Below are 18,482 nucleotides of genomic sequence, written 5' to 3' on the forward strand. Positions count from 1 at the left end.
AACGACGTGCCGCACAAGATCGAAGAAATCTCCCACCTGGATTGGCAGGAGCTAAAAGAAATAATCGAGAATCCGAACCGTTCCGCCGTCGTAATTGACGTCCGTGAACCCGAGGAGTACGAGGCGGCCCATATTGCCGGACTTCCTCTCATCCCGATGGGCGATATTATCGACTGGACCGAGAAGCTGGATCCGGAGCAGGAATACGTGTTCGTCTGCAGAAGCGGACGAAGAAGCTTTGAGGTCGCCAAATATTTTCAAAATAACGGCTTTTCCAACGTTCATAACTTTGCCGGCGGCATGTTGAGCTGGGCGAACGAAGGCAACGGCATTGAAACCGGTGCCGCGGAGCCGATCGAAACATACGGACTCGACAAATCGAAAGGGGTTAACGGACAATGAGCCTAACCGAACAACAATTGCTGGAAATTAAGCCCGACCATATCGTAGACGCAGTAGGGGAAGTGTGCCCGCATACACTGAATCTCGCTTTGGACGGACTTCGCAAGGCAAAATCCGGAGAAATCGTCGTCGAGATTACCGATCACAGCATCGCTACGAAGACGATTCCGGCTGCCGTTAAGATGAACAAAATTGGGGAGTTTTTGGGTGTCGCCAAAAAAGGCGGACAATACCATATTTTCGTGAAAAAGTCGTAATGAACTAAGGAAGGTTGGCTCCGATGGCTTACACTTGGGATGTTTTTCTGCTGGCCGCATTTTTCGGATTCAGCTACGGATTTTTGCTGCAAAAAGCGGACTTTTGCTTCGTCGCTTCGATTCGCGACTGGATCAGCGTGCGCGATACGCGCATCTTGAACGGCGTGCTCGTGCTGATGGCTACCGCCTTGCTGGGCTGGGCGCTCGTACTGACGACCGGCGCCAAGGGGATCGCCGACTTGTGGACCGTGCCGATCGGCGGAGCGAACCTGCTGGGCGGACTGCTGTTCGGGATCGGCATGACGATCGCTGGAGGTTGCGGCTCGGGCAAGTTGTACCGGTGCGGCATGGGGTATGTGCAGTTCTGGATCGTGCTTCTGTTTGCCATCGCGGGCAACCTGCTGTTCGCTCTGATCTACGATCCGTGGGCGCGCGATGCGATCGAACCGCTGACGGTCGTCGAGTCGGGGTATACGCTGTATCATTTGCCGCTACCCGTGTATGTGATACCGGTTGCTATCGTAGTCATTATGGTGGCGATCGCAGTCGCCCGGTTCGGTGTGAAAGGTTTTGTGCAAGGGTTCAAAAGTGCCTTGACCGACTGGGAGGGCAATCCATTCAAGCAGTCGCACTGGGACATTCGTCTCGTGGCGTTTCTGATCGGGGTCGTCGCTACGGTTCAATTCGCGCTGATGTCAAACGTCGGCATCACCGGTCCGGAGACGCGGATCGGCGCGGTGGCCGTCGCTCAGATCTTCGGGGACGATTTCGTGTTTAACAACACGTATCTGAACGCGCTGTTCGCCGACTTTCCGAAAGTAGGGCTCGGACCAGAGGAGACGCTAGTGATCTTCCTCGTCATCGGATCGCTTTCCGCCGCCTTGCTGAGCGGTAGCTTCAAGCTCCGCTTCCCGCGCAGATCGCGTCTGCCGGCCGCCATCTTCGGCGGTTTGCTGATGGGGATCTCGTCGCGGATCGCGCCGGGCTGCAACATCGCCAACGTCATCACCGGTGTCGGTGGGCTGTCGATCAGCAGCGTGCTCGTACTGGTCGGCATGATTATCGGCATTTTCATCGTCGTCGCTTATGTGTTCAAAATGCCACTGATGCTGTTCAAGCGGGACGATTCGTTCGGAGCTTGAGCGAAGTTAGGATAAGAATAGAAGCGGGAGGACAACGCAGGCTTCGCCTGGGCGTTGTCCTTTTTTTTTGTGCGGCGCAGCTCGTTCGGCGTCTGCGAATCCCCGCTTTAACGGCGGCGGCTCGGAAGCTATAATGGAGGGAAGAACTGCGGACTTGCTGTCGGAAGTCTGGAACTGTTCAGGAAGCTAACAAGCCCTATACTGGCGGAGGGAATTCCTATGTTGGATTTGTCGCTCGACGAGCCGGAATTGTTGAAGCAGGTCGCCCATGCGCTGGCTTCCGACGTGCGTCTCGAGATCATCAAGCTGCTGAATGATCGTAAAATGAACATTATCGATATAGCTGAGCAGCTAAGCTTGCCGGTATCCACCGTCGCTCTTAACGTGAAAGTGCTGGAGAAAACCGGGCTGATCGTGACAGAGACGCTGCCGGCCAGACGGGGAACGATGAAAGTGTGCTCCCGCAATTTCGATTTGGTCCGGATGAAGCTGCACACGACGCTTGGCAATCATAATCCCAAAAACTGCTACACCGTCGAAATACCGATCGGTCATTATTCGGATTGTGAGGTCGCCTCCACCTGCGGGATGGCGCTCGAGTCGGGAATCGTGGAGCCGAAGGAAGATCCGTCCGTCTTTTATATGCCCGACCGGGTAGCCGCGCAGCTGATCTGGTTTCGGCAAGGCTATGTGGAATACAAATTTCCTGCGGCGTTTCCGCGCCAAGCGTCGATTCAATCCATTCAGTTTGCGATGGAGCTATGCTCGGAAGCGCCGACCTACGACCATGACTGGCCTTCGGACATTACGCTCTGGATCAACGATACCGAGATCGGCACCTGGACATGCCCCGGCGATTTCGGAGACCGCAGAGGGAAGCTGAACCCGGATTGGGTGACCGATGCGGTGACGCAGTACGGGCTGCTGAAAACATGGAAGGTCACGGGCAATGGAACTTATTTGGACGATGTGCTGCTGTCCGGTGTGTCTTTGCAGGAATTGAACATAGAGGCGCGGTCGCCGGTCAAGCTGCGGATCGGCATTAAGCCGGATGCCGTCAACATCGGGGGCATCAACTTGTTCGGCAGACGGTTCGGGGATTTCGAGCAGGATATTATCATGCGTGTAATGTACGAGTAGCGCGTTGGCGGGAAGCTGGGAAACGGATGGGTAGAAGGACAGGAGACAGGTACGGAGGCGCCAATCGGACGGGATTCGTTCGGAGGCGTCTTTTTGGTGCATATGGAGTTTAAGGAGTTGGCTGGTCTTAGGGGGGGCTGTTGCTGGGAAGGAGTGGGGCGGAAAGAGGTGGTGCGGATGAAGTAATTGTAATGTTTGATTGTCGGAGATGATGTTTTGATACATGTTTGATGAAATAAAGTACTTGATTGATTGCGTTTATGATGCTATTTTTATTTTATTACAATATATATGTAATGAATGAAGGGCATTCCGATCGTAAAGCAAGCGGCGGCACACCACGGGTCTACTTCATCGGAAGCCTCAATCAGTTTGGAATCGGACAGGAATGACGGATGGGGAGAGGATACGGACGATGAAGCTCGAATTGAAGGACATTCATTTGCGGGACCCGTTTGTTCTGGCGGATGAACGGTCGCGGAGTTATTACATGTACGGAACAACGGGGAAGACGGCCTGGAAAGGGAAGCCCGAAGGTTTCGACGTGTACCGGAGCGAAGACCTCGTTTATTGGGAAGGACCCGCTCCGGCTTTCCGCCCGGCTGCCGGTTTTTGGTCGGACCGGGATTATTGGGCGCCAGAGGTACACGAGTGGGACGGCCGGTATTACATGTTCGCCAGCTTTAAGGCGGAGGGGAGATGCAGAGGCACGCAAATTCTCGTTGCCGATCAGCCGGCGGGACCGTTCGTCGTCCACAGCCCGGAGCCGGTAACGCCGCCCGATTGGGAGTGTCTGGACGGGACGCTTCATGTGGACGAAGCGGGCGACCCGTGGATCGTATTTTGCCACGAATGGCTTCAGGTTGTCGATGGGGAGATTTGCTGCCAACGGCTGACACACCGGCTCGATGCCAGCATCGGGGAGCCGCAGCTGATGTTCCGCGCATCGGAGTCCGGCTGGAGCGTGAGCGGCAAGGCGGGCAATCGGGTGACGGACGGGCCGTTTCTGTTTCGAAACGAAGCTGGCGAGCTGCGGATGATCTGGTCCAGTTTCGATATGCGGGGCTACAATGTAGGGGAGGCCCGCTCCGTGACCGGGCGGTTGGCCGGCCCTTGGGTGCATGAGCCGAACCCCATGTTCGGGCCGGCGGGGGAGGACGGATCGCCTCGTTCGGGGATACCGGCGGAGGGTGGACATGGCATGTTGTTTCGCACGTTCGGGGGGCAGTTGCTGCTGTCGATCCACGCTCCGAACAAACACCCGGACGAACGTCCGGCCTTCGTCCCTGTTAAGGAGACGGGAGGGAAGCTGACGATCGTCGGTTGAGCGCCTGGCAGGCATCAGCTGGAGAGTCGAGGATAGGAACAGTCGGACGCTGCGGCGTACCGGCTTTTTTGTTGTTGTTCGTTGCAGGCCCGGCCAAGTCAGCCGCTACCAGCCGGTGCGAGTCCGGCCGAGGCAAGAGCGGAGTAGCTCGTTGCAAACGGGCAACGGTGGAGCGATTCTAAGGCTGGAGCCCCATGACACAGCTGCCGTGGATGTGCGAGCCGGTCAGCAGGTTGTGCCAGGATTGCGCTGCATAACCTAATGAACCCCATGCAACTGGGGATAATTCGACGGCCACAACGTCACTTTGCCGGCCGCGGCCGCGCTCGGTCCGGAATGGAATGGAGTAGAAGCGGAGTGGAGGATTGGGGAAGAAAACAAAACCGGTTGAGAGCAGCAACAGGGGCCGTGTGCTCCGCCCGCTTATGGGTTAGTGGGCACGATAGGCAATAGGAGTGGTTTGTGAGGCTGTCGATTCAATGTGGACAACCAAGTGGAAAGGGAAAAGATTACCTTCTGGCGAGTTTTGTCTGGAATCCCCTACCTTACAATCCTTATTCAATCAAGGGATTCCGGACAACCTGTTTGAGCAGAAGAAGGTAACTTTTCACTTGGAACGGCCTGCTAACACTTCTATACAATGAATCGACAGTCTCGCCAAAGACTTTTATTTTGTGATTGCGCCCGTTCGAATGGCGTTCCCATTTTAGGAATAATCGGCTACTGTGAGATGATAAGACAAAATTATTGTAACATTATAATATTGTTGACAATATTTCATTTCTCCATTATCCTTTAATTACTCGTTGGTGAAAGCGCTATTTTACGGAGTTAGTTACTTTTGTCGAAATTTACCAGGATATAAGGCGTATTCCATCCGCTTTATATAATAATTGAATGCTAAAGGGGAGCTATCACTTGAAACAAACATGGGGGAAAGCACAACAGACCGGAACGGCATTAGCGCTAGTTGGGATGATGGCGGCGATGCTTGCGGCTTGCGGGGGAAAGGCGGCCGAAGAAAACGGCGGTACGACGGCTCCAGCTCCAACGCCGGCGGAAAGCGCAAAGCCGGTGAAACTGCAGGTGCTGATACCGGGCGGCGTGAATATGGATTGGTTTATGGATCGGTATGGCAAGTCGATTCAAGCGAAATATCCGCACTATTCGTTCGAAGTCATTGAGAGTACCGGCAACATCGCTCAAACTATCGTGACCGAGAAACGCAAGATCGATCTCATGATCGGGTCTTTCGCCACGTATCGGAATCAATTTAAACCGTTTGAGCTGGTTGCCGACATGTCCGATCTGGTGCAGAAAAACAAGTTCGATCTGAACAAGATCGAGCCCGCATACTTGGAAATGATCCGCAATCTGGACGGCGGCAAGCTGAGCGGTTTGCCTTTGTACGACCTTGGACTGCTGCTCTATTACAACAAAGATATTTTCGATAAGTTCGGCGTTCCGTATCCAACTGACAATATGACGTGGGAAAGCTTGGTGGGCGTAGCGACCCGGCTGACCAGAAACGAAGGCGGCGTTCAGTACAGAGGGTTTGTGACCGATCCTTCCCATCTCGTTATCGGCAACCAGCTGTCGCTCGGATTTGTAGACGCCAAGGGGGAAAAGGCTTCACTCAACACGGATGCATGGAAGCAATATATCGATACGATGGTCCCGCTGTATAAAATGGCCGGTTATGATGTGACCAAAGAAATGATCACCGGCACTGCGATCAAAAACGCTTTCTTCAAAGAAAAGTCGTCGGCCATGTTCGTGATGTACAATTCCGATGCGCCAAAGCCGGATGAAGGGATCAACTGGGACGCCGTCTCATTGCCGGAATTAAAAGGTGCGCCGGGCATCGGTTCGCAGCCGTATCCCGTCTATATTTCCGTGTCCTCGTTGAGTGAGAATCGGGACGACGCTTTTAATGTTATCGCCCATTTGTTGAGCGACGAAGTCCAAACCAAGCTGTCGTCGGATTTCGCACAGATCAGTCCGCTCAAAAATGATCAGGTCAAAGCGGCCTTCGGCAAAAGCGTCGCCCAGTGGCAAGGAAAAAATATTGCTGCGATCAAAGCGAAGAAGCCTGCCTCTCCACCGGCATACGTAGGGGAATATAACAACTTCGGCCAGTCCGCAGCGGCGAATGCGATGCGTTCCGTAATCGTTGGCGAGAAGGACGTCAATACGGCTCTGCGGGATGCCGACGAAGAAGTGAACAAAAAGATCGAGGAAGCGAAAGCGATGAAAAAATAGCTGTTCCGGACTTCCACCCGATTGCATAACAGGAAAGGGGTTGCCCCGCAAGCGCTCGCATGACATGGAGCTGCCCATATCCAAACCGGCCATTTCCAAACGTAAGGACCTCAAATTCCACTGTAACGTGGAGACTGAGGTCCTTTTTTTCAAGGAAAATCGGTTCTTAGTCTGGCTCGCAAAATCGAATAAACTTTGGAGCCGGTCCCTCTTTGTGATTGCCCCGCCATCGTGCATCCGCCGCTTCCCCTTCTTTGAAAAAGGGGAAGGTAGGTTCCTCACTCAGCCTTCGCAAGATCTGCGCGTAATCAAGGTCGACTCGAACATTTGGGTGACGGGGCCGGTCAGTTTGTGGGACATTAGGTCGACCATCAGATTCACGCAGGCCTGGGCCATCTCCTCAACCGGCAAATGCACGGTGGACAGCGGCGGAGTGCTGAATTCGGAGACCGCATCGTCGTCATGCCCGACAATCTCCACCTGCTCCGGTACGGCCAGATTATGCGTTTACGAATGTAAGCGCTTTGACGACCAAGGAGATCGAGCTGACTGTGACGAATCCGGAGTCGCTGCAGCTGTTCGACATCGATTTGACGAATCTTTCTTTCAGTAAAATATATCGCGTAGCGATTGTAGCGGTGTAAGCGGACAACGGACACCCCCTGCATGTCCGAACGATCAAAGGCTGAGCCATAAGGGTCCGCCTGACAAGGGGACATCCTCATATTCGAGTGAAAGGACCTCAAACTCCACGGTAACGTGGGGGCTGAGGTCCGTTTTCTTGAGGGGAAATTCGTTCAGCCGCTCGGCCAGCAGCACGGAGCGCGCTCATCTTCTTCCTCCGCCGCCCCCTTCCTGCAGAGCGAGACGGCGGAACTCGCCGGGCGTAAGCCCGCATATCCGCTTGAACATCCGGATGAACGAGTTGACGTTCTGGTAGCCGACCCGGCCGGCGATATCCTGGATGAGCGTGTCGGTTTCGCTCAGCATCTCCTTGGCTCGCTGCATGCGCAGCCCGTTTACATAATCGCTGAACGTCTGGCCCGTTTTCTCATGGAAGTAGGTGGACAAGTAGCCGCGGGACAAGTTCAGCTTATCCGCCACCAGCTCCAGCGACAGGTCCTCCCCGTAATGGCTGGCTACATAGTCCAGCACGAAGTCGCGGATCGGATCGCGTTCCGCCTTGCGCTCCTGCACGAGAGCCGCCGCCTCTGACGTCAATCTCCGCACGAACGTCTCGTACTCCTCCCGGCTCCAGCACGACTTCAGATGGAGAAAAGGCGATTGCCCCCCGAACAGGCCGCTAATATCGTATTGATGCTCCAGCAGCGCCTTGAAGGTCGCCGCCACCGCTTCTTTGCCGAATTCGCCGTACTGTCTGGCGCTGGCGCCGGATGTATCCAACTGGTCCAACACCTCGAGCAGCAGCTCGGCGGGTTTGTCCTCGCGTCCGGCCAGCAGCTGTGCGGAGTACTCCTGCTCCTTGGCAAAGGTCAGCAGGCTTGCCGGCTCGCCGAGCGCCGCCTCCGTTACGATCCGGGTGTCGCGGCCCAGCGGCCGGGAGGCGATCAACGATTGCGCTTCCTCATACGCGCCGGTCAGCTCTTCCGGGCTGTATACGGCCGGCCGGAACGCGATCGTGACGATGCAATATTCGTTGTCGCGGTCGAGCACCTGCTTCAGCAGCAGCAGCGTATCCATGACCGCCTGAGGCTCCTCCCGGGCGAACAGCAGGGAGATGACCTGCTCCTTTTCCATCTGCAGCGTCACCGAATCCGGAAACCGTTCGCCGAGCTGCAGGTTTACATATTCTTTCAGGCAATACGCCGTCTTCTCCTGATCGTCCCCGGACAGCCGTTCGAACCGCTCCGTAAACGAAAGCTGGAATACGAGAAAGTAATAAGGCTTGTCGGTTTCGATCAGGTCGCGCAGATCGGTCCAGCTGCGGATGTTTTTAATTTTGCTCATATACCCGTAGCTTTTCAGCAGCTTGTTTTTCTTGGTGAGATCTTGCCGGAACCGTACGTTCGCATGCACGATATCCGCGATGCTGCGCCCGAGCCAGTCGAACTCGCGTATGCTGCTTGTGAGCTTGTGCGGCTGACCGGCCGTCTGCAGCAGGCGGATCATTCCTTGAATCGGGTTGTTGAACTTCATGCTGAGCAGAATGGAGATGAGCACGCTGAACACGACGGCGGCCGCCATAATCGCCAGCAGCATCAGATTCAGCCGCTGCACCTGGGAAGCGATGCGCACGTTCGGGATGACATTCACGTAGGTCAGGCCGGAATCCGTCCCTTTTTTGTAAAAGTAATAGTAGTCGTCCCGGGTTATATATCCTTCGGGGTCCGGGAAGGCGAGACCGTCCGGCAGCGAAGCGGCTAGCCCCGTCCCTCCTGCCTCAGGAGCGCCTTCGGCTGCGGACCGGAACAGCAGGCCGTACCCACTGTCGAGTATATAAAACGAATCTTCCCCGTTATAGTGAAGCGAACGGAACAAGCTGCGCGCGTCCAGCAGGGCGGCTACGAGATATTGGCTGTTGAACTTGTTTTTCATCACGACGGGCAGCAGCTCGCCCTTGAAGCTCTCGGACTTGTTGTATTTGTACTCCCGAAAGCCGGCGGCGGGAAAAACGCGGAACGTATAATCCGCGGAAAACTGTCTCTGCCAGAACACCGGACCGTAAGGCTCGCTTACGTAAAACTTCGTGAACATATTGACCGTGTTCGTCGTGCTTTCCTTCTCGATCACGAAGGGATGGTCGCGAAACAGCAGGAACATGTTCTCCAGATTCAGCATCGGATTCGCCAGCAGGGCGTTCATCTCGGTCTTAATTTCCGCGGCGGCGTAATAATTCGGCTGATCTCCCCCGTTCAGGCTCGAGTTGAACCGGTCGTTGAAGTAAAAGCGGAGCATCGCGCTTTCGACGAGCTGCAGCTGCTTCTCGTATCCGTTGACCGTATTTTTCATATTTAGCGTATTGTGGTCGATAATCTGCTTTTGAATATTGGTCTGAAAAAAAGTGAACGACAGCACGTTAAAGGAAAGCAGCAGCACGATGACAAGCAGAAAGCCGCCGAGCAGCTGAACGAACAAAGACTTCCGGTGTTCCGCAAATGTCCGCCGTACCTTGTTCATTCGATCGTCCCCTCCGATCTTCCATCTACAATCGGTCCGCTTATCTACATTTCGTCAGATTCGATAATAGCGCTTACATAATGACGCATTGCGGATAGGCAATAAGGCTGCGACGCTGTATCGTCGAGATAAGCTCATTGTAGCAACGAGTACAACCGCTAGGCAAGGAGCAATCCATACGCAAAGGAGGAAGGGGCGTGAACGCGAACCGGATGACGGGCAATTTGCCGCACGGTACGCCGGCATCGGCATCGGCTGCTCCGGCCAGTCGCGTGACATTGCGCAGACGGTTTAGGGAAAGCCGGTTTCTGCTGCTGCTCGTGCTGCCGTGTATCGTTTACTTTATCATTTTTCATTATGTTCCCATGTTCGGCATCGCGATTTCGTTCCAGAAGTACAACTTATTTAAAGGGATTTGGCAAAGCGAGTGGGTCGGCTTTCACTATTACGAAATGTTTTTCAGCAATCCGGACTTTTTCAAGCTGCTTCGCAATACGTTTTTGCTTGGGCTGTACCGGATCGTTTTCGGTTTCCCGGCGCCGATTCTGCTGGCGCTGCTGCTGAACGAGCTGAAAAACGCGGTATTCAAACGATTTGTCCAATCGGTCAGCTATTTGCCGCATTTTATCTCCAACGTCATTGTCGCGAGTATGATCGTCGTCTTTCTGTCGCCGTCCGGAGGGCTTGTCAACCGGCTGATCGAGCTGATCGGGTTCGAGCCGGTCAATTGGCTGATGTCCCCCGACTGGTTCCGGACGATATTCACGGCTTCCGGCATCTGGCAAGGCGTCGGCTGGGCGTCGATTATCTATTTGGCGGCGCTGACGTCGATCGATCCGCATCTGTACGAAGCGGCGGAGATGGACGGAGCCGGACGTTTCGCGAAAATGGCGCATATCTCACTGCCCGGCATGATGCAGACGGTAGCGATCCTGCTTATTCTGGAAATCGGGCATATTCTCGGGGTCGGGTTCGAGAAAGTGTTTCTGCTGTACAATCCGGCCACGTACGAGACGGCGGATATTATCAGCACGTACGTGTACCGGGTCGGGCTCGTGCAGGGCAACTACAGCTACGCGGCGGCGATCGACGTATTTACCGGCGTGGTCAATCTCGTCTTTCTGGTGAGCGCCAACTACGCAAGCCGCAAATTAGGAGAGAACAGCCTTTGGTAGGAGCGTTGGTTCGATCCGTTAAGATGTGAGTATGAACCCAACATCCGATCCAACGATGCGATCCACCCCAGGCCAAAAAAAGGAGATCAGGCGGCATGAGAAGAAAGTTAACCGTATTTGACGCCGTCAACGTGCTGCTGATGCTGCTCGTGATGATCGTCACCGTATATCCGTTCGTGTATATGATCGCCGTCTCGTTCAGCGATCAAGTATCGGTCATGAAAGGAAGCGTCTATCTATGGCCGAAAGGGTTCAATACAGACATGTACCGGATCGTCCTGACCGACCCGCGCATATGGAACGGCTACCTCAACACTGTGCTGTATACCGTTGTCGGAACGACCGTATCGCTTTCACTGACCTCGATGGCGGCTTATGCGTTATCCAAAAAGAAGATGCTGTTTCACGGACCGATCACGGTGCTGATCGTCGTCACGATGTTTTTCGGCGGCGGGATGATTCCGACGTTTCTCGTCGTGAAGGCGGTTGGTCTGGTCGATACGTTCTGGGCGATGATCGTTCCGGGCGCGGTCAGCGCGTGGTATCTGATCATGATGCGTACCTTTTTCGCCGGTCTGCCACAGGAGCTGGAGGAAGCGGGCAAAATCGACGGGCTGAACGACGTCGGCTTGTTCGTCCGCATTGCGCTTCCGCTGTCCAAGGCGGTGCTCGCCACGATCGGCCTGTTTTATGCGGTCGGCATCTGGAACAACTTCTACACGGCGCTGATCTATTTGCGCAATCCGGATCTGGTGCCGCTGCAAGTCATTTTGCGCAATATCGTACTTGCCGGGCAGACGAATCTGGACGGATCGTTTACGCTGGGGAAAGACCAGCAGATTGTCGAGGAATCGCTGAAATACGCGACAATTCTGGTCGGTACGCTGCCGATTCTGCTTACGTACCCGTTTCTGCAAAAATATTTCGTCAAAGGGGTCACGGTTGGTTCTCTGAAAGGATAATCGAGGTAACCGAGGGGAGGATAGGCGCTGATCGCCCGGAAGTTGGCGGACGGCGGCGGCGCCGCTTAGGATGAAAAAGGGGATGGCAGCTTTTACGGTGACGACGATGCTCGCAGGGCTACTGGCCGCATGTGGGGGAGATGGAGGCGGCGCGGGAGGCGCGCAGACTGGAGAGGCTGCGGGCGAAGGCGGCGGCACGAGCAAGCCGGCGGTGAAGACGTCGCTGACGATGCTGGTCGGGGCCCAGTCGAACTGGACGTATGCCAAAGACAAGCCGATCTGGAAGGCGATCGAAGAGAAGACGAACGTCGAGATTACCGGCACGGTGCCTCCGGGCGACAACTACAACGAGGCGGTCAACTTGACGATCGCGACGGGCAATATGCCAGACCTGATGTTTATGAGCAGTTTTGTAACCGCTAACAAGTACGGGCAGCAGGGAGCTTTGGCGAACATTATGGATTACGTCGACAGCATGCCGAATTTCAAAAGCTGGTTGGCGAAGTACCCGGAGCTGAAGGAGCGGTATACGTCCTCGGAAGGGAAAATGTTCATGTTCCCGAACGAAGGCTTCGGGCAGGGCGAGCGGATCAGCTGGATGTACCGCGACGATATTTTCAAAAAGCATAATCTGGCGCTTCCGAACAGCTACGACGAGTTGTACGAGACGCTGAAAAAGCTGAAGCAGCTTTACCCGGACAGCTATCCGTTCGTGACGCGGGGAGCGTTCGGCACGATTTCCCGGATGGCTCCGCAGTTTAATACGTACAACGACATCTATTACGATTTCGACAAGAAGGAGTGGAGGTACGGCCCAGTCGAGGACAACTACAAGAAGCTCGTCGTATTCCTGAACCGGCTGTACAAGGAAGGGCTGATGCCGCCTGACTGGCTGACCGTCAAAGGCAAGCAGTTCGACGATTTTATCGCCAACAACAAGTCGTTCGTCTTCCTGGACTATATGGTGATGGACTATTACAATGTGCCGCTGCGTAAAGACAATCCGCAGTTCTCGATGCTGTTCATGCCGCCACCTGCGGGCTTTGCCGGGGCAAATCGGCACAATATCAACATCAATACGGTTGATTCGGGCATGACGGTCGCCTCCACCTCGAAGAAGATCAAGGAAGCGATGAAGTATATGGATTTCTTCTACTCGGAGGCGGGACGCGAGCTGTCCAGCTGGGGGATCCAGGGCGTAACGTACGAGGAGGCAAACGGCAAGAAAAAATATCTCGACGCGTTCAAGACGATGTCCGATCTGCGCGAGAAGCCGGGGCTGCTCAACTACGGGACGTACACGTGGATAGACTATAGCGCCTTGCTCACGTTGACTTCCAAAGAAACGACCGACGCTTACGCGGCCATCGGCAAGTACGATTCGAAGCTGCAGCCGAAGCCGCCGTTCTCTGAGAAGGAGAACGACGTGCTGACAACGATCGGCCAATCGGTGCTGAAGCACCGGGAGGAGAACATCACGAAGTTTATTCTCGGGGACAAAGGGATGGACCAATGGGACGCCTACATCGGCGAGGCGAAAAAGCTCGGACTCGATCAGATGATCAAGGTGTATAAGGATGCATACGACCGGGTGTTGAAGGCGAAGTGAGCCGGGAGTAGGCGCAAGCGCGTAAAAGGCAAGTGAAGCACGGCCAAGCCCGTCCCTGTAAGGGGCGGGTTATTGGCCTTGTGCCGCGTGCTGCATGCTACGTGCTACGTACTGCGTACGGTGTGTGAGGGCCGCTGTAACGGCGGCTATTGCAGCCAAGCGCCTGCGGTGCGAAGCCGCTTGAGCCGAAGGTTCGATTGGTTACCAGAGCCGCTTGAGCTGTGGAGTTGCCTGTGCAGTAGATTCGCTTAAGTGGAGGGCGATTGGCCTCCAGAGCCGCTGGAGTTGTAGAGTTACCTGTGCTGGAGTAGATGTTGCAGTAGAGTTACCTGTGCAGTAGGGGGGGCCGCCCCATCAATAAGAGATGATTGGGGCTCTTATATGTATCGAAATGGCGGATCTGGAGTAAATAGGGGATGTTAGTGAGGCTGTCGATTCAATGTGGACAACCAAGTGGAAAGGGAAAAGATTACCTTCTGGCGAGTTTTGTCTGGAATCCCCTACCTTACAATCCTTATTCAATCAAGGGATTCCGGACAACCTGTCTGAGCAGAAGAAGGTAACTTTTCACTTGGAACGGCCTGCTATCACTTCTACACAATGAATCGACAGTCTCGTTAGTGACTCTTATATCGCCGACTTTGCTTGAAACGGGCGATTTCCGAGAAAATAAGAGCTAGTAGAAGCTCTTAATCTGTCTGGCGAAGAGGAAATTGCAAAAACAAAAATAAGATGTGCAAATAGCTTCTATTTCCTCAAGCTCTTCCAATACTTGCTCCAAAGCTACTCCAAAGCTACTCCAAGTCCACACCAAGCCCGCGCCATATACCAACTTTTCCCCTAGCTCGTTCTATCCGCACGGCCAAGTTCCCAGCGTGTGGTGCCCAGCTACCGTCCCGGGCTTCCATACAATCTCCTGCAAGCCAAGCGGCGGCAAGTGGAGACTCGTCTGCGGTTGAGGTACAATGGTGCTAGGATCAAAGGAGGATGGCACCATGATCAGACAAGCTACAGTGGAAGACGCAGCGCAAGTGATGCCGCTGCTGCACAACGCGATCGGGACGATTGCGAATACGCTCGCGGGAACGCCGGACGATGCCGAGGCGATGCAGATATTGACCGAGTTTTATAAGCAGCCGGGCAACCGGATCAGCTATGAAAATGTGATTGTAGAGGAACGGGACGGAAAGGTGGCGGGCATACTGGTCGCCTACGACGGCACCCGGGCCGAAGACCTGGACCTGCCGCTGATCGACCGGATCGTCCGCGAGTCGGGCAGGACCGGTTACACGATTACTAAGGAAGCGCAGCCGAATGAATATTATTTGGATTCGCTGTCCGTGGACGAGTCGTTTCAAGGGATGGGCATCGGAAAATCGCTCATCCGCGCCTTCGAGGACAAAGCGGCGAAAGACGGGTACCCGCGGGTTTCCTTAATCGTCGAGCAGGATAACGAGCGGGCTTATGCGCTGTACCGGAAAATCGGCTACACCGAAGACGGCCGTCTTCAAGTAAGCGGCAAACCGTTCATTCGTATGATAAAACCGGTTTAGCCGTATAACCTGCAACCCGCCGCCGGGAGTGGATACCAGGGAGGAATGAGCTGCGTGAGAGGGAATAGCGGACAGTCCGGCAATGTGAAGGTCGTCCTGGACGTCGCCGATCCGGCGGAAGCCGGGTGGTTTTATGAGGAAGTGCTCGGATGGGAGAGAGCGGGGACGAACCGGGAAGAGGGCGGGGGCGAGCTGCTGCGGATGCCGGGCGGTGAGCTTGCGCTGCTGCAGAGGCCGGACGGAGCGAAGGGCGATAGAGGCGAAACGCTCGGTGCGACGGCAGCGGTGAACCCTGGCCCGGTCCCGAATCGGCCAGCCCCCGGCGACCGCGTGTACGTGCTGGTGCCGGACGGCGCCGCAGGCGTGCTTGATGCGGTCAAACGCCGGGCGGAAGCTGCGGGAGCGCCCGTGAGGGACGAATCGGAGCCATTCTGCTGGCGGACGCTGACGGTGACGACGCCGGAAGGGTACCGGGTGGCGTTCTGGAAGGAGCTGGAGGCGTCGCCGGGCGATATTGCCGCTGCGTATGCATCAGGGCCGGATCGGCTGGAGGCGGCCTTGGCCGGGTTGGACGAGTCCGCCCTGGACTGGGCTTTGGCGGCGGGCAAGTGGAGCATCCGGCAGCAGGTGCTGCATCTCGTCGACCTGGAGCTGGTTTCCGTACATAAACTCAAATATATTGCGGGCAGCACGGAGCCGGACCGTGTCTATACGGGCAACCGGTTCACCCAGGACGAGTGGGCCCAAGCGATGCGATATGCCGACAGGCCGATCGTTGTCGAGACGGCGCTGTTCCGTCTGCTGCGAGAGCATGTGATGCTGCTCCATCGTCACATTCCCGGGTTCATGGAAAGGAGTGTGCGGGTCGGCGGGGGCAGACACGAGTCGGCGATCCGGCTGATGAAGTCGATGGCCGGTCATGCCAATACGCATATACGCCGTATTTTGGAAATACGCGAATTGCACGAGCGGTAAGCGGCCTGAATGTGAGTGACTCCGAGGGGGTTCCGAAGCGAAGCGGTGTTAGCCGCATACGTACGGGTACGGGCAATAGCCGGCTTACGAGTACGGGAAAGGTTGGAATTTTGCCTGGCTGGCAGCGTCCCGACCCTCCGTTTCAGTTTTTCGCCCTGAGCACCGTACCTTACAAGTTACAGACTAAGCTGTGCAAGTGCGATTACCGTGGCTGGCATAGGGCTGGCATAGGGCTGGCATAGGGCTGGCAAGAAACTACCCACGAACTGGCATTCGACCGGTTCCAATTGTTGTTTTCCGCTGGGCGTCTGGAGGAAGGTCCGTGAAGAGAAGCGATTTCCGATATGTTGAAATGGCGGCCGTTTTGCGCACCGAGATATTGTCCGGGTATTTGAAGCCTGGCCAATATTTGCTGCCGGAAACCGAGCTGTGCCGCAAATATTCGATCAGCCGCAATTCGCTGCGGCAGGCGCTGGAACTGCTGACGGAGGAAGGTCATCTTGTCCGGATGAGGGGCAGGGGCAACCGGGTGGCGGAGCCGATCGGCGCCAAGCCCGATGAAACGAATACGATCGTTGTGTTGAGCCCGTACCGTTCCTCTTATGCAGAGGAAGGACTTCCGATGCTCATCGCGGCTTTTAACAAGGAGCACCCGAACGTTGAAGTGAAGCTTCTGTATACTGGCTATCTGGTGGATACGATTATGCGCGATCTGACCGGGCTCGGCATGAAGCCGGATATCGTGCTCGCCTGGGACCGGCATTTCTGCGAATTCGACGCGAAGGAGTTCGTTCCGCTCGGAGGGCTTGTCACCGATTGGGCGGACATTCCGGAGAAGCTGATCGGCGCTTTCAGCAAGCAAGGCGAGCCGTATGCCGTTCCGGTTACGTATTCGCCGGTATTTCTCGCCTGCAATCCGCACCTCTTCGAGGAAGCGGGTGTCCATATGCCGGTCGTCGGGTGGACGCTGGAACAGTTCGTCGAGGCCGCCAAACGGTTAACCCGGGATACCGACGGGGACGGGATGTGTGAGACGTACGGATTCGGCTTGTCCGGCTCGTCGATCCGCTGGCCGGTGCTGGCGATGAAGTACGGTTACCGGAAACGGATCGGCGAGGATGGCCGCTTGCGGACGGACGAGCTGGAGCAGGCGTTTGCCTTTTTTCAGCGGCTGCTGTATACCGAACGGATTACGCCTGTATCCGGAGTCGGCGACTGGGTGTTTCTGAACGAGCTGTTCGAGGAAGGAAAGCTGGCGATGATCTTGACGACGACGCTGGCTATGCCGGACAAACGGCATCATTTCCCGATGAGGGTGCTTCCGCTGCCGAGGAACGAGGGCGCCCCGATAGGGAGCCTGATGATCGCCAACGGCTTCATGCTGTCGAGATCAAGTCCCAATCCGGAGCTGGCCGGCCGGTTTATTCAATTTGCGCTCGACTATGACTACCAGAAAAACATGGCGCGCCAAACCGGCTTCCTGTCCGTCTACGACAGCGTGAACCGATCGGTATGGACACCATACGAACGCAACGTGCTGGGGATCGATCCGGAACATTTCGAAGACGCGCAGTTTATTCACGAGTTGTTCCCGGCCGGGGTCAAGCCGAAAGAGCTGGAACAGCTGATGAAGAAATTCTGGGCCGGCTTGGAAAGCCCGCGGGACGTTCTGAACCGGATGTTTTGAACGCTTCCGGGAAGGGGGCGAGTCGTGTTGCGGTCGCGTTTGTAGGTTCGGCGGAAGCATCGTTTGAGCTATACGTAGTTGGATCTAGCTTCGAGCGGAATGTTTAATTCCGCTTTTTTGTTGTTTAGGGACGGATGGAGCTTCATCCGAGTATGGGCAGTGTTGCCCGGTTTAGATGGAACGCAGGTAAGCGGGTAAGCAGGCAAGCGAGTAAGTGGGTATGAGAAACAAAGCCGGTTCATGCGGAAACCGTCCACCCGCTGGCTGATTGGAGCTGCATGAAGGGGGATTCCTCCCGCTTGGCCAGGGGGAGGCTGCCAAGGGACTTCATCGGCTGCAAACAAAAGCAGGGAAGGAACCGAATAAGAGTGGTTTGTATCCTTAATTTTCTCAGAAACCTGCTTCGACGGGGAAATAAGAGCGGTTTGGGGCCGCTAATATCCGCGAAAAAGGTGCACACCGTGCCAGTTGGCTGAAATAAGGGGTACAAACGAGGCTGTCGATTCATTGTGGACAACCAAGTGGAAAGGGAAAAGATTACCTTCTGGCGAGTTTGGTCTGGAATCCCCTACCTTACAATCCTTATTCAATCAAGGGATTCCGGACAACCTGTCTGAGCAGAAGAAGGTAACTTTTCACTTGGAACGGCCTGCTAACACTTCTACACAATGAATCGACTGCCTCACAAACCGCCTCTATTTGCCTCGGTCATCCCCATATGCCGGAATATAAAGGGTGCAAAAGACTCTTATCTGCGCTGGAGCCCCCACGCATGGGTAGCGTGATCACCGAAGCCGGACACAAGCGGCTCGCAAGAAAAAGATTCACGAGCCGCGTTTCATTTTGAGCAGGT

Annotated in this window: 14 protein-coding genes; 12 read left to right on the forward strand and 2 right to left on the reverse strand. The window is 55.3% G+C overall.

Annotated features, from left to right (window positions below; translation table 11 throughout):
• Window positions 1-6 precede the first annotated feature (6 nt).
• From AC3Y2E_RS05235 to AC3Y2E_RS05260, 6 genes are all read left to right on the forward strand, one after another.
• A complete protein-coding gene (locus AC3Y2E_RS05235) occupies window positions 7-402 on the forward strand; it encodes a rhodanese-like domain-containing protein (RefSeq protein WP_379207888.1) in 396 nt (131 codons plus the stop codon).
• Window positions 399-659 (forward strand): sulfurtransferase TusA family protein, encoded by a 261-nt coding sequence (locus AC3Y2E_RS05240; protein WP_332074502.1) that lies wholly within the window; start codon window positions 399-401, stop codon window positions 657-659. The genes AC3Y2E_RS05235 and AC3Y2E_RS05240 overlap by 4 nt, the downstream gene beginning before the upstream one ends.
• 23 nt (window positions 660-682) lie before the next feature.
• Window positions 683-1,801 (forward strand): YeeE/YedE family protein, encoded by a 1,119-nt coding sequence (locus AC3Y2E_RS05245; protein ID WP_379207889.1) that lies wholly within the window; start codon window positions 683-685, stop codon window positions 1,799-1,801.
• Window positions 1,802-2,020: 219 nt separating this feature from the next.
• The gene (locus AC3Y2E_RS05250; RefSeq protein ID WP_379207890.1) at window positions 2,021-2,941 is read left to right on the forward strand and encodes an ArsR/SmtB family transcription factor; all 921 of its coding nucleotides are present in this window, start codon (window positions 2,021-2,023) and stop codon (window positions 2,939-2,941) included.
• A 415-nt stretch (window positions 2,942-3,356) separates the two neighbouring features.
• Window positions 3,357-4,268, forward strand: a complete 912-nt coding sequence (locus tag AC3Y2E_RS05255) for a glycoside hydrolase family 43 protein (RefSeq protein ID WP_379207891.1) — start codon at window positions 3,357-3,359, stop codon at window positions 4,266-4,268.
• A 918-nt stretch (window positions 4,269-5,186) separates the two neighbouring features.
• Window positions 5,187-6,530, forward strand: coding sequence for an ABC transporter substrate-binding protein (locus tag AC3Y2E_RS05260; protein WP_379207892.1), 1,344 nt, complete (start codon window positions 5,187-5,189; stop codon window positions 6,528-6,530).
• Between the two features lie 282 nt (window positions 6,531-6,812).
• On the opposite strand, the gene AC3Y2E_RS05265 is transcribed toward AC3Y2E_RS05260, so the two are convergent.
• A complete protein-coding gene (locus AC3Y2E_RS05265) occupies window positions 6,813-7,028 on the reverse strand; it encodes a substrate-binding domain-containing protein (protein ID WP_379208312.1) in 216 nt (71 codons plus the stop codon).
• Window positions 7,029-7,358: 330 nt separating this feature from the next.
• Window positions 7,359-9,668, reverse strand: a complete 2,310-nt coding sequence (locus tag AC3Y2E_RS05270; protein ID WP_379207893.1) for a helix-turn-helix domain-containing protein — start codon at window positions 9,666-9,668, stop codon at window positions 7,359-7,361.
• A 197-nt stretch (window positions 9,669-9,865) separates the two neighbouring features.
• Here AC3Y2E_RS05270 and AC3Y2E_RS05275 point away from each other — a divergent pair, with 197 nt between their 5' ends.
• The 6 genes from AC3Y2E_RS05275 to AC3Y2E_RS05300 all read left to right on the forward strand — a co-directional run bounded on the left by AC3Y2E_RS05275 (window position 9,866) and on the right by AC3Y2E_RS05300 (window position 17,629).
• Window positions 9,866-10,843 (forward strand): ABC transporter permease, encoded by a 978-nt coding sequence (locus AC3Y2E_RS05275; protein ID WP_332074485.1) that lies wholly within the window; start codon window positions 9,866-9,868, stop codon window positions 10,841-10,843.
• Window positions 10,844-10,938: 95 nt separating this feature from the next.
• Window positions 10,939-11,805 (forward strand): carbohydrate ABC transporter permease, encoded by an 867-nt coding sequence (locus tag AC3Y2E_RS05280; protein ID WP_379207895.1) that lies wholly within the window; start codon window positions 10,939-10,941, stop codon window positions 11,803-11,805.
• Between the two features lie 82 nt (window positions 11,806-11,887).
• Window positions 11,888-13,414: an extracellular solute-binding protein gene (locus tag AC3Y2E_RS05285; protein WP_379207897.1), complete on the forward strand. Its 1,527-nt coding sequence runs from the start codon at window positions 11,888-11,890 to the stop codon at window positions 13,412-13,414.
• A gap of 995 nt (window positions 13,415-14,409) precedes the next feature.
• The gene (locus AC3Y2E_RS05290) at window positions 14,410-14,967 is read left to right on the forward strand and encodes a GNAT family N-acetyltransferase (protein ID WP_379207899.1); all 558 of its coding nucleotides are present in this window, start codon (window positions 14,410-14,412) and stop codon (window positions 14,965-14,967) included.
• Between the two features lie 54 nt (window positions 14,968-15,021).
• Complete coding sequence (locus tag AC3Y2E_RS05295) at window positions 15,022-15,942, forward strand: DinB family protein (RefSeq protein WP_379207901.1); 921 nt, start codon at window positions 15,022-15,024, stop codon at window positions 15,940-15,942.
• Between the two features lie 322 nt (window positions 15,943-16,264).
• Window positions 16,265-17,629, forward strand: a complete 1,365-nt coding sequence (locus AC3Y2E_RS05300; RefSeq protein ID WP_379207904.1) for an extracellular solute-binding protein — start codon at window positions 16,265-16,267, stop codon at window positions 17,627-17,629.
• Window positions 17,630-18,482 lie beyond the last annotated feature (853 nt).

The organism is Paenibacillus sp. MAH-35 (genome assembly GCF_058135425.1).

Excerpts from the sequence above, each read along its gene's own strand:
- AC3Y2E_RS05280 (WP_379207895.1), top strand. The coding sequence starts at position 10,939 with ATGAGAAGAAAGTTAACCGTATTTGACGCCGTCAACGTGCTGCTGATG.
- AC3Y2E_RS05270 (WP_379207893.1), bottom strand. The coding sequence starts at position 9,668 with ATGAACAAGGTACGGCGGACATTTGCGGAACACCGGAAGTCTTTGTTC.
- AC3Y2E_RS05245 (WP_379207889.1), top strand. The coding sequence starts at position 683 with ATGGCTTACACTTGGGATGTTTTTCTGCTGGCCGCATTTTTCGGATTC.
- AC3Y2E_RS05285 (WP_379207897.1), top strand. The coding sequence starts at position 11,888 with ATGGCAGCTTTTACGGTGACGACGATGCTCGCAGGGCTACTGGCCGCA.
- AC3Y2E_RS05290 (WP_379207899.1), top strand. The coding sequence starts at position 14,410 with ATGATCAGACAAGCTACAGTGGAAGACGCAGCGCAAGTGATGCCGCTG.
- AC3Y2E_RS05250 (WP_379207890.1), top strand. The coding sequence starts at position 2,021 with ATGTTGGATTTGTCGCTCGACGAGCCGGAATTGTTGAAGCAGGTCGCC.
- AC3Y2E_RS05240 (WP_332074502.1), top strand. The coding sequence starts at position 399 with ATGAGCCTAACCGAACAACAATTGCTGGAAATTAAGCCCGACCATATC.
- AC3Y2E_RS05255 (WP_379207891.1), top strand. The coding sequence starts at position 3,357 with ATGAAGCTCGAATTGAAGGACATTCATTTGCGGGACCCGTTTGTTCTG.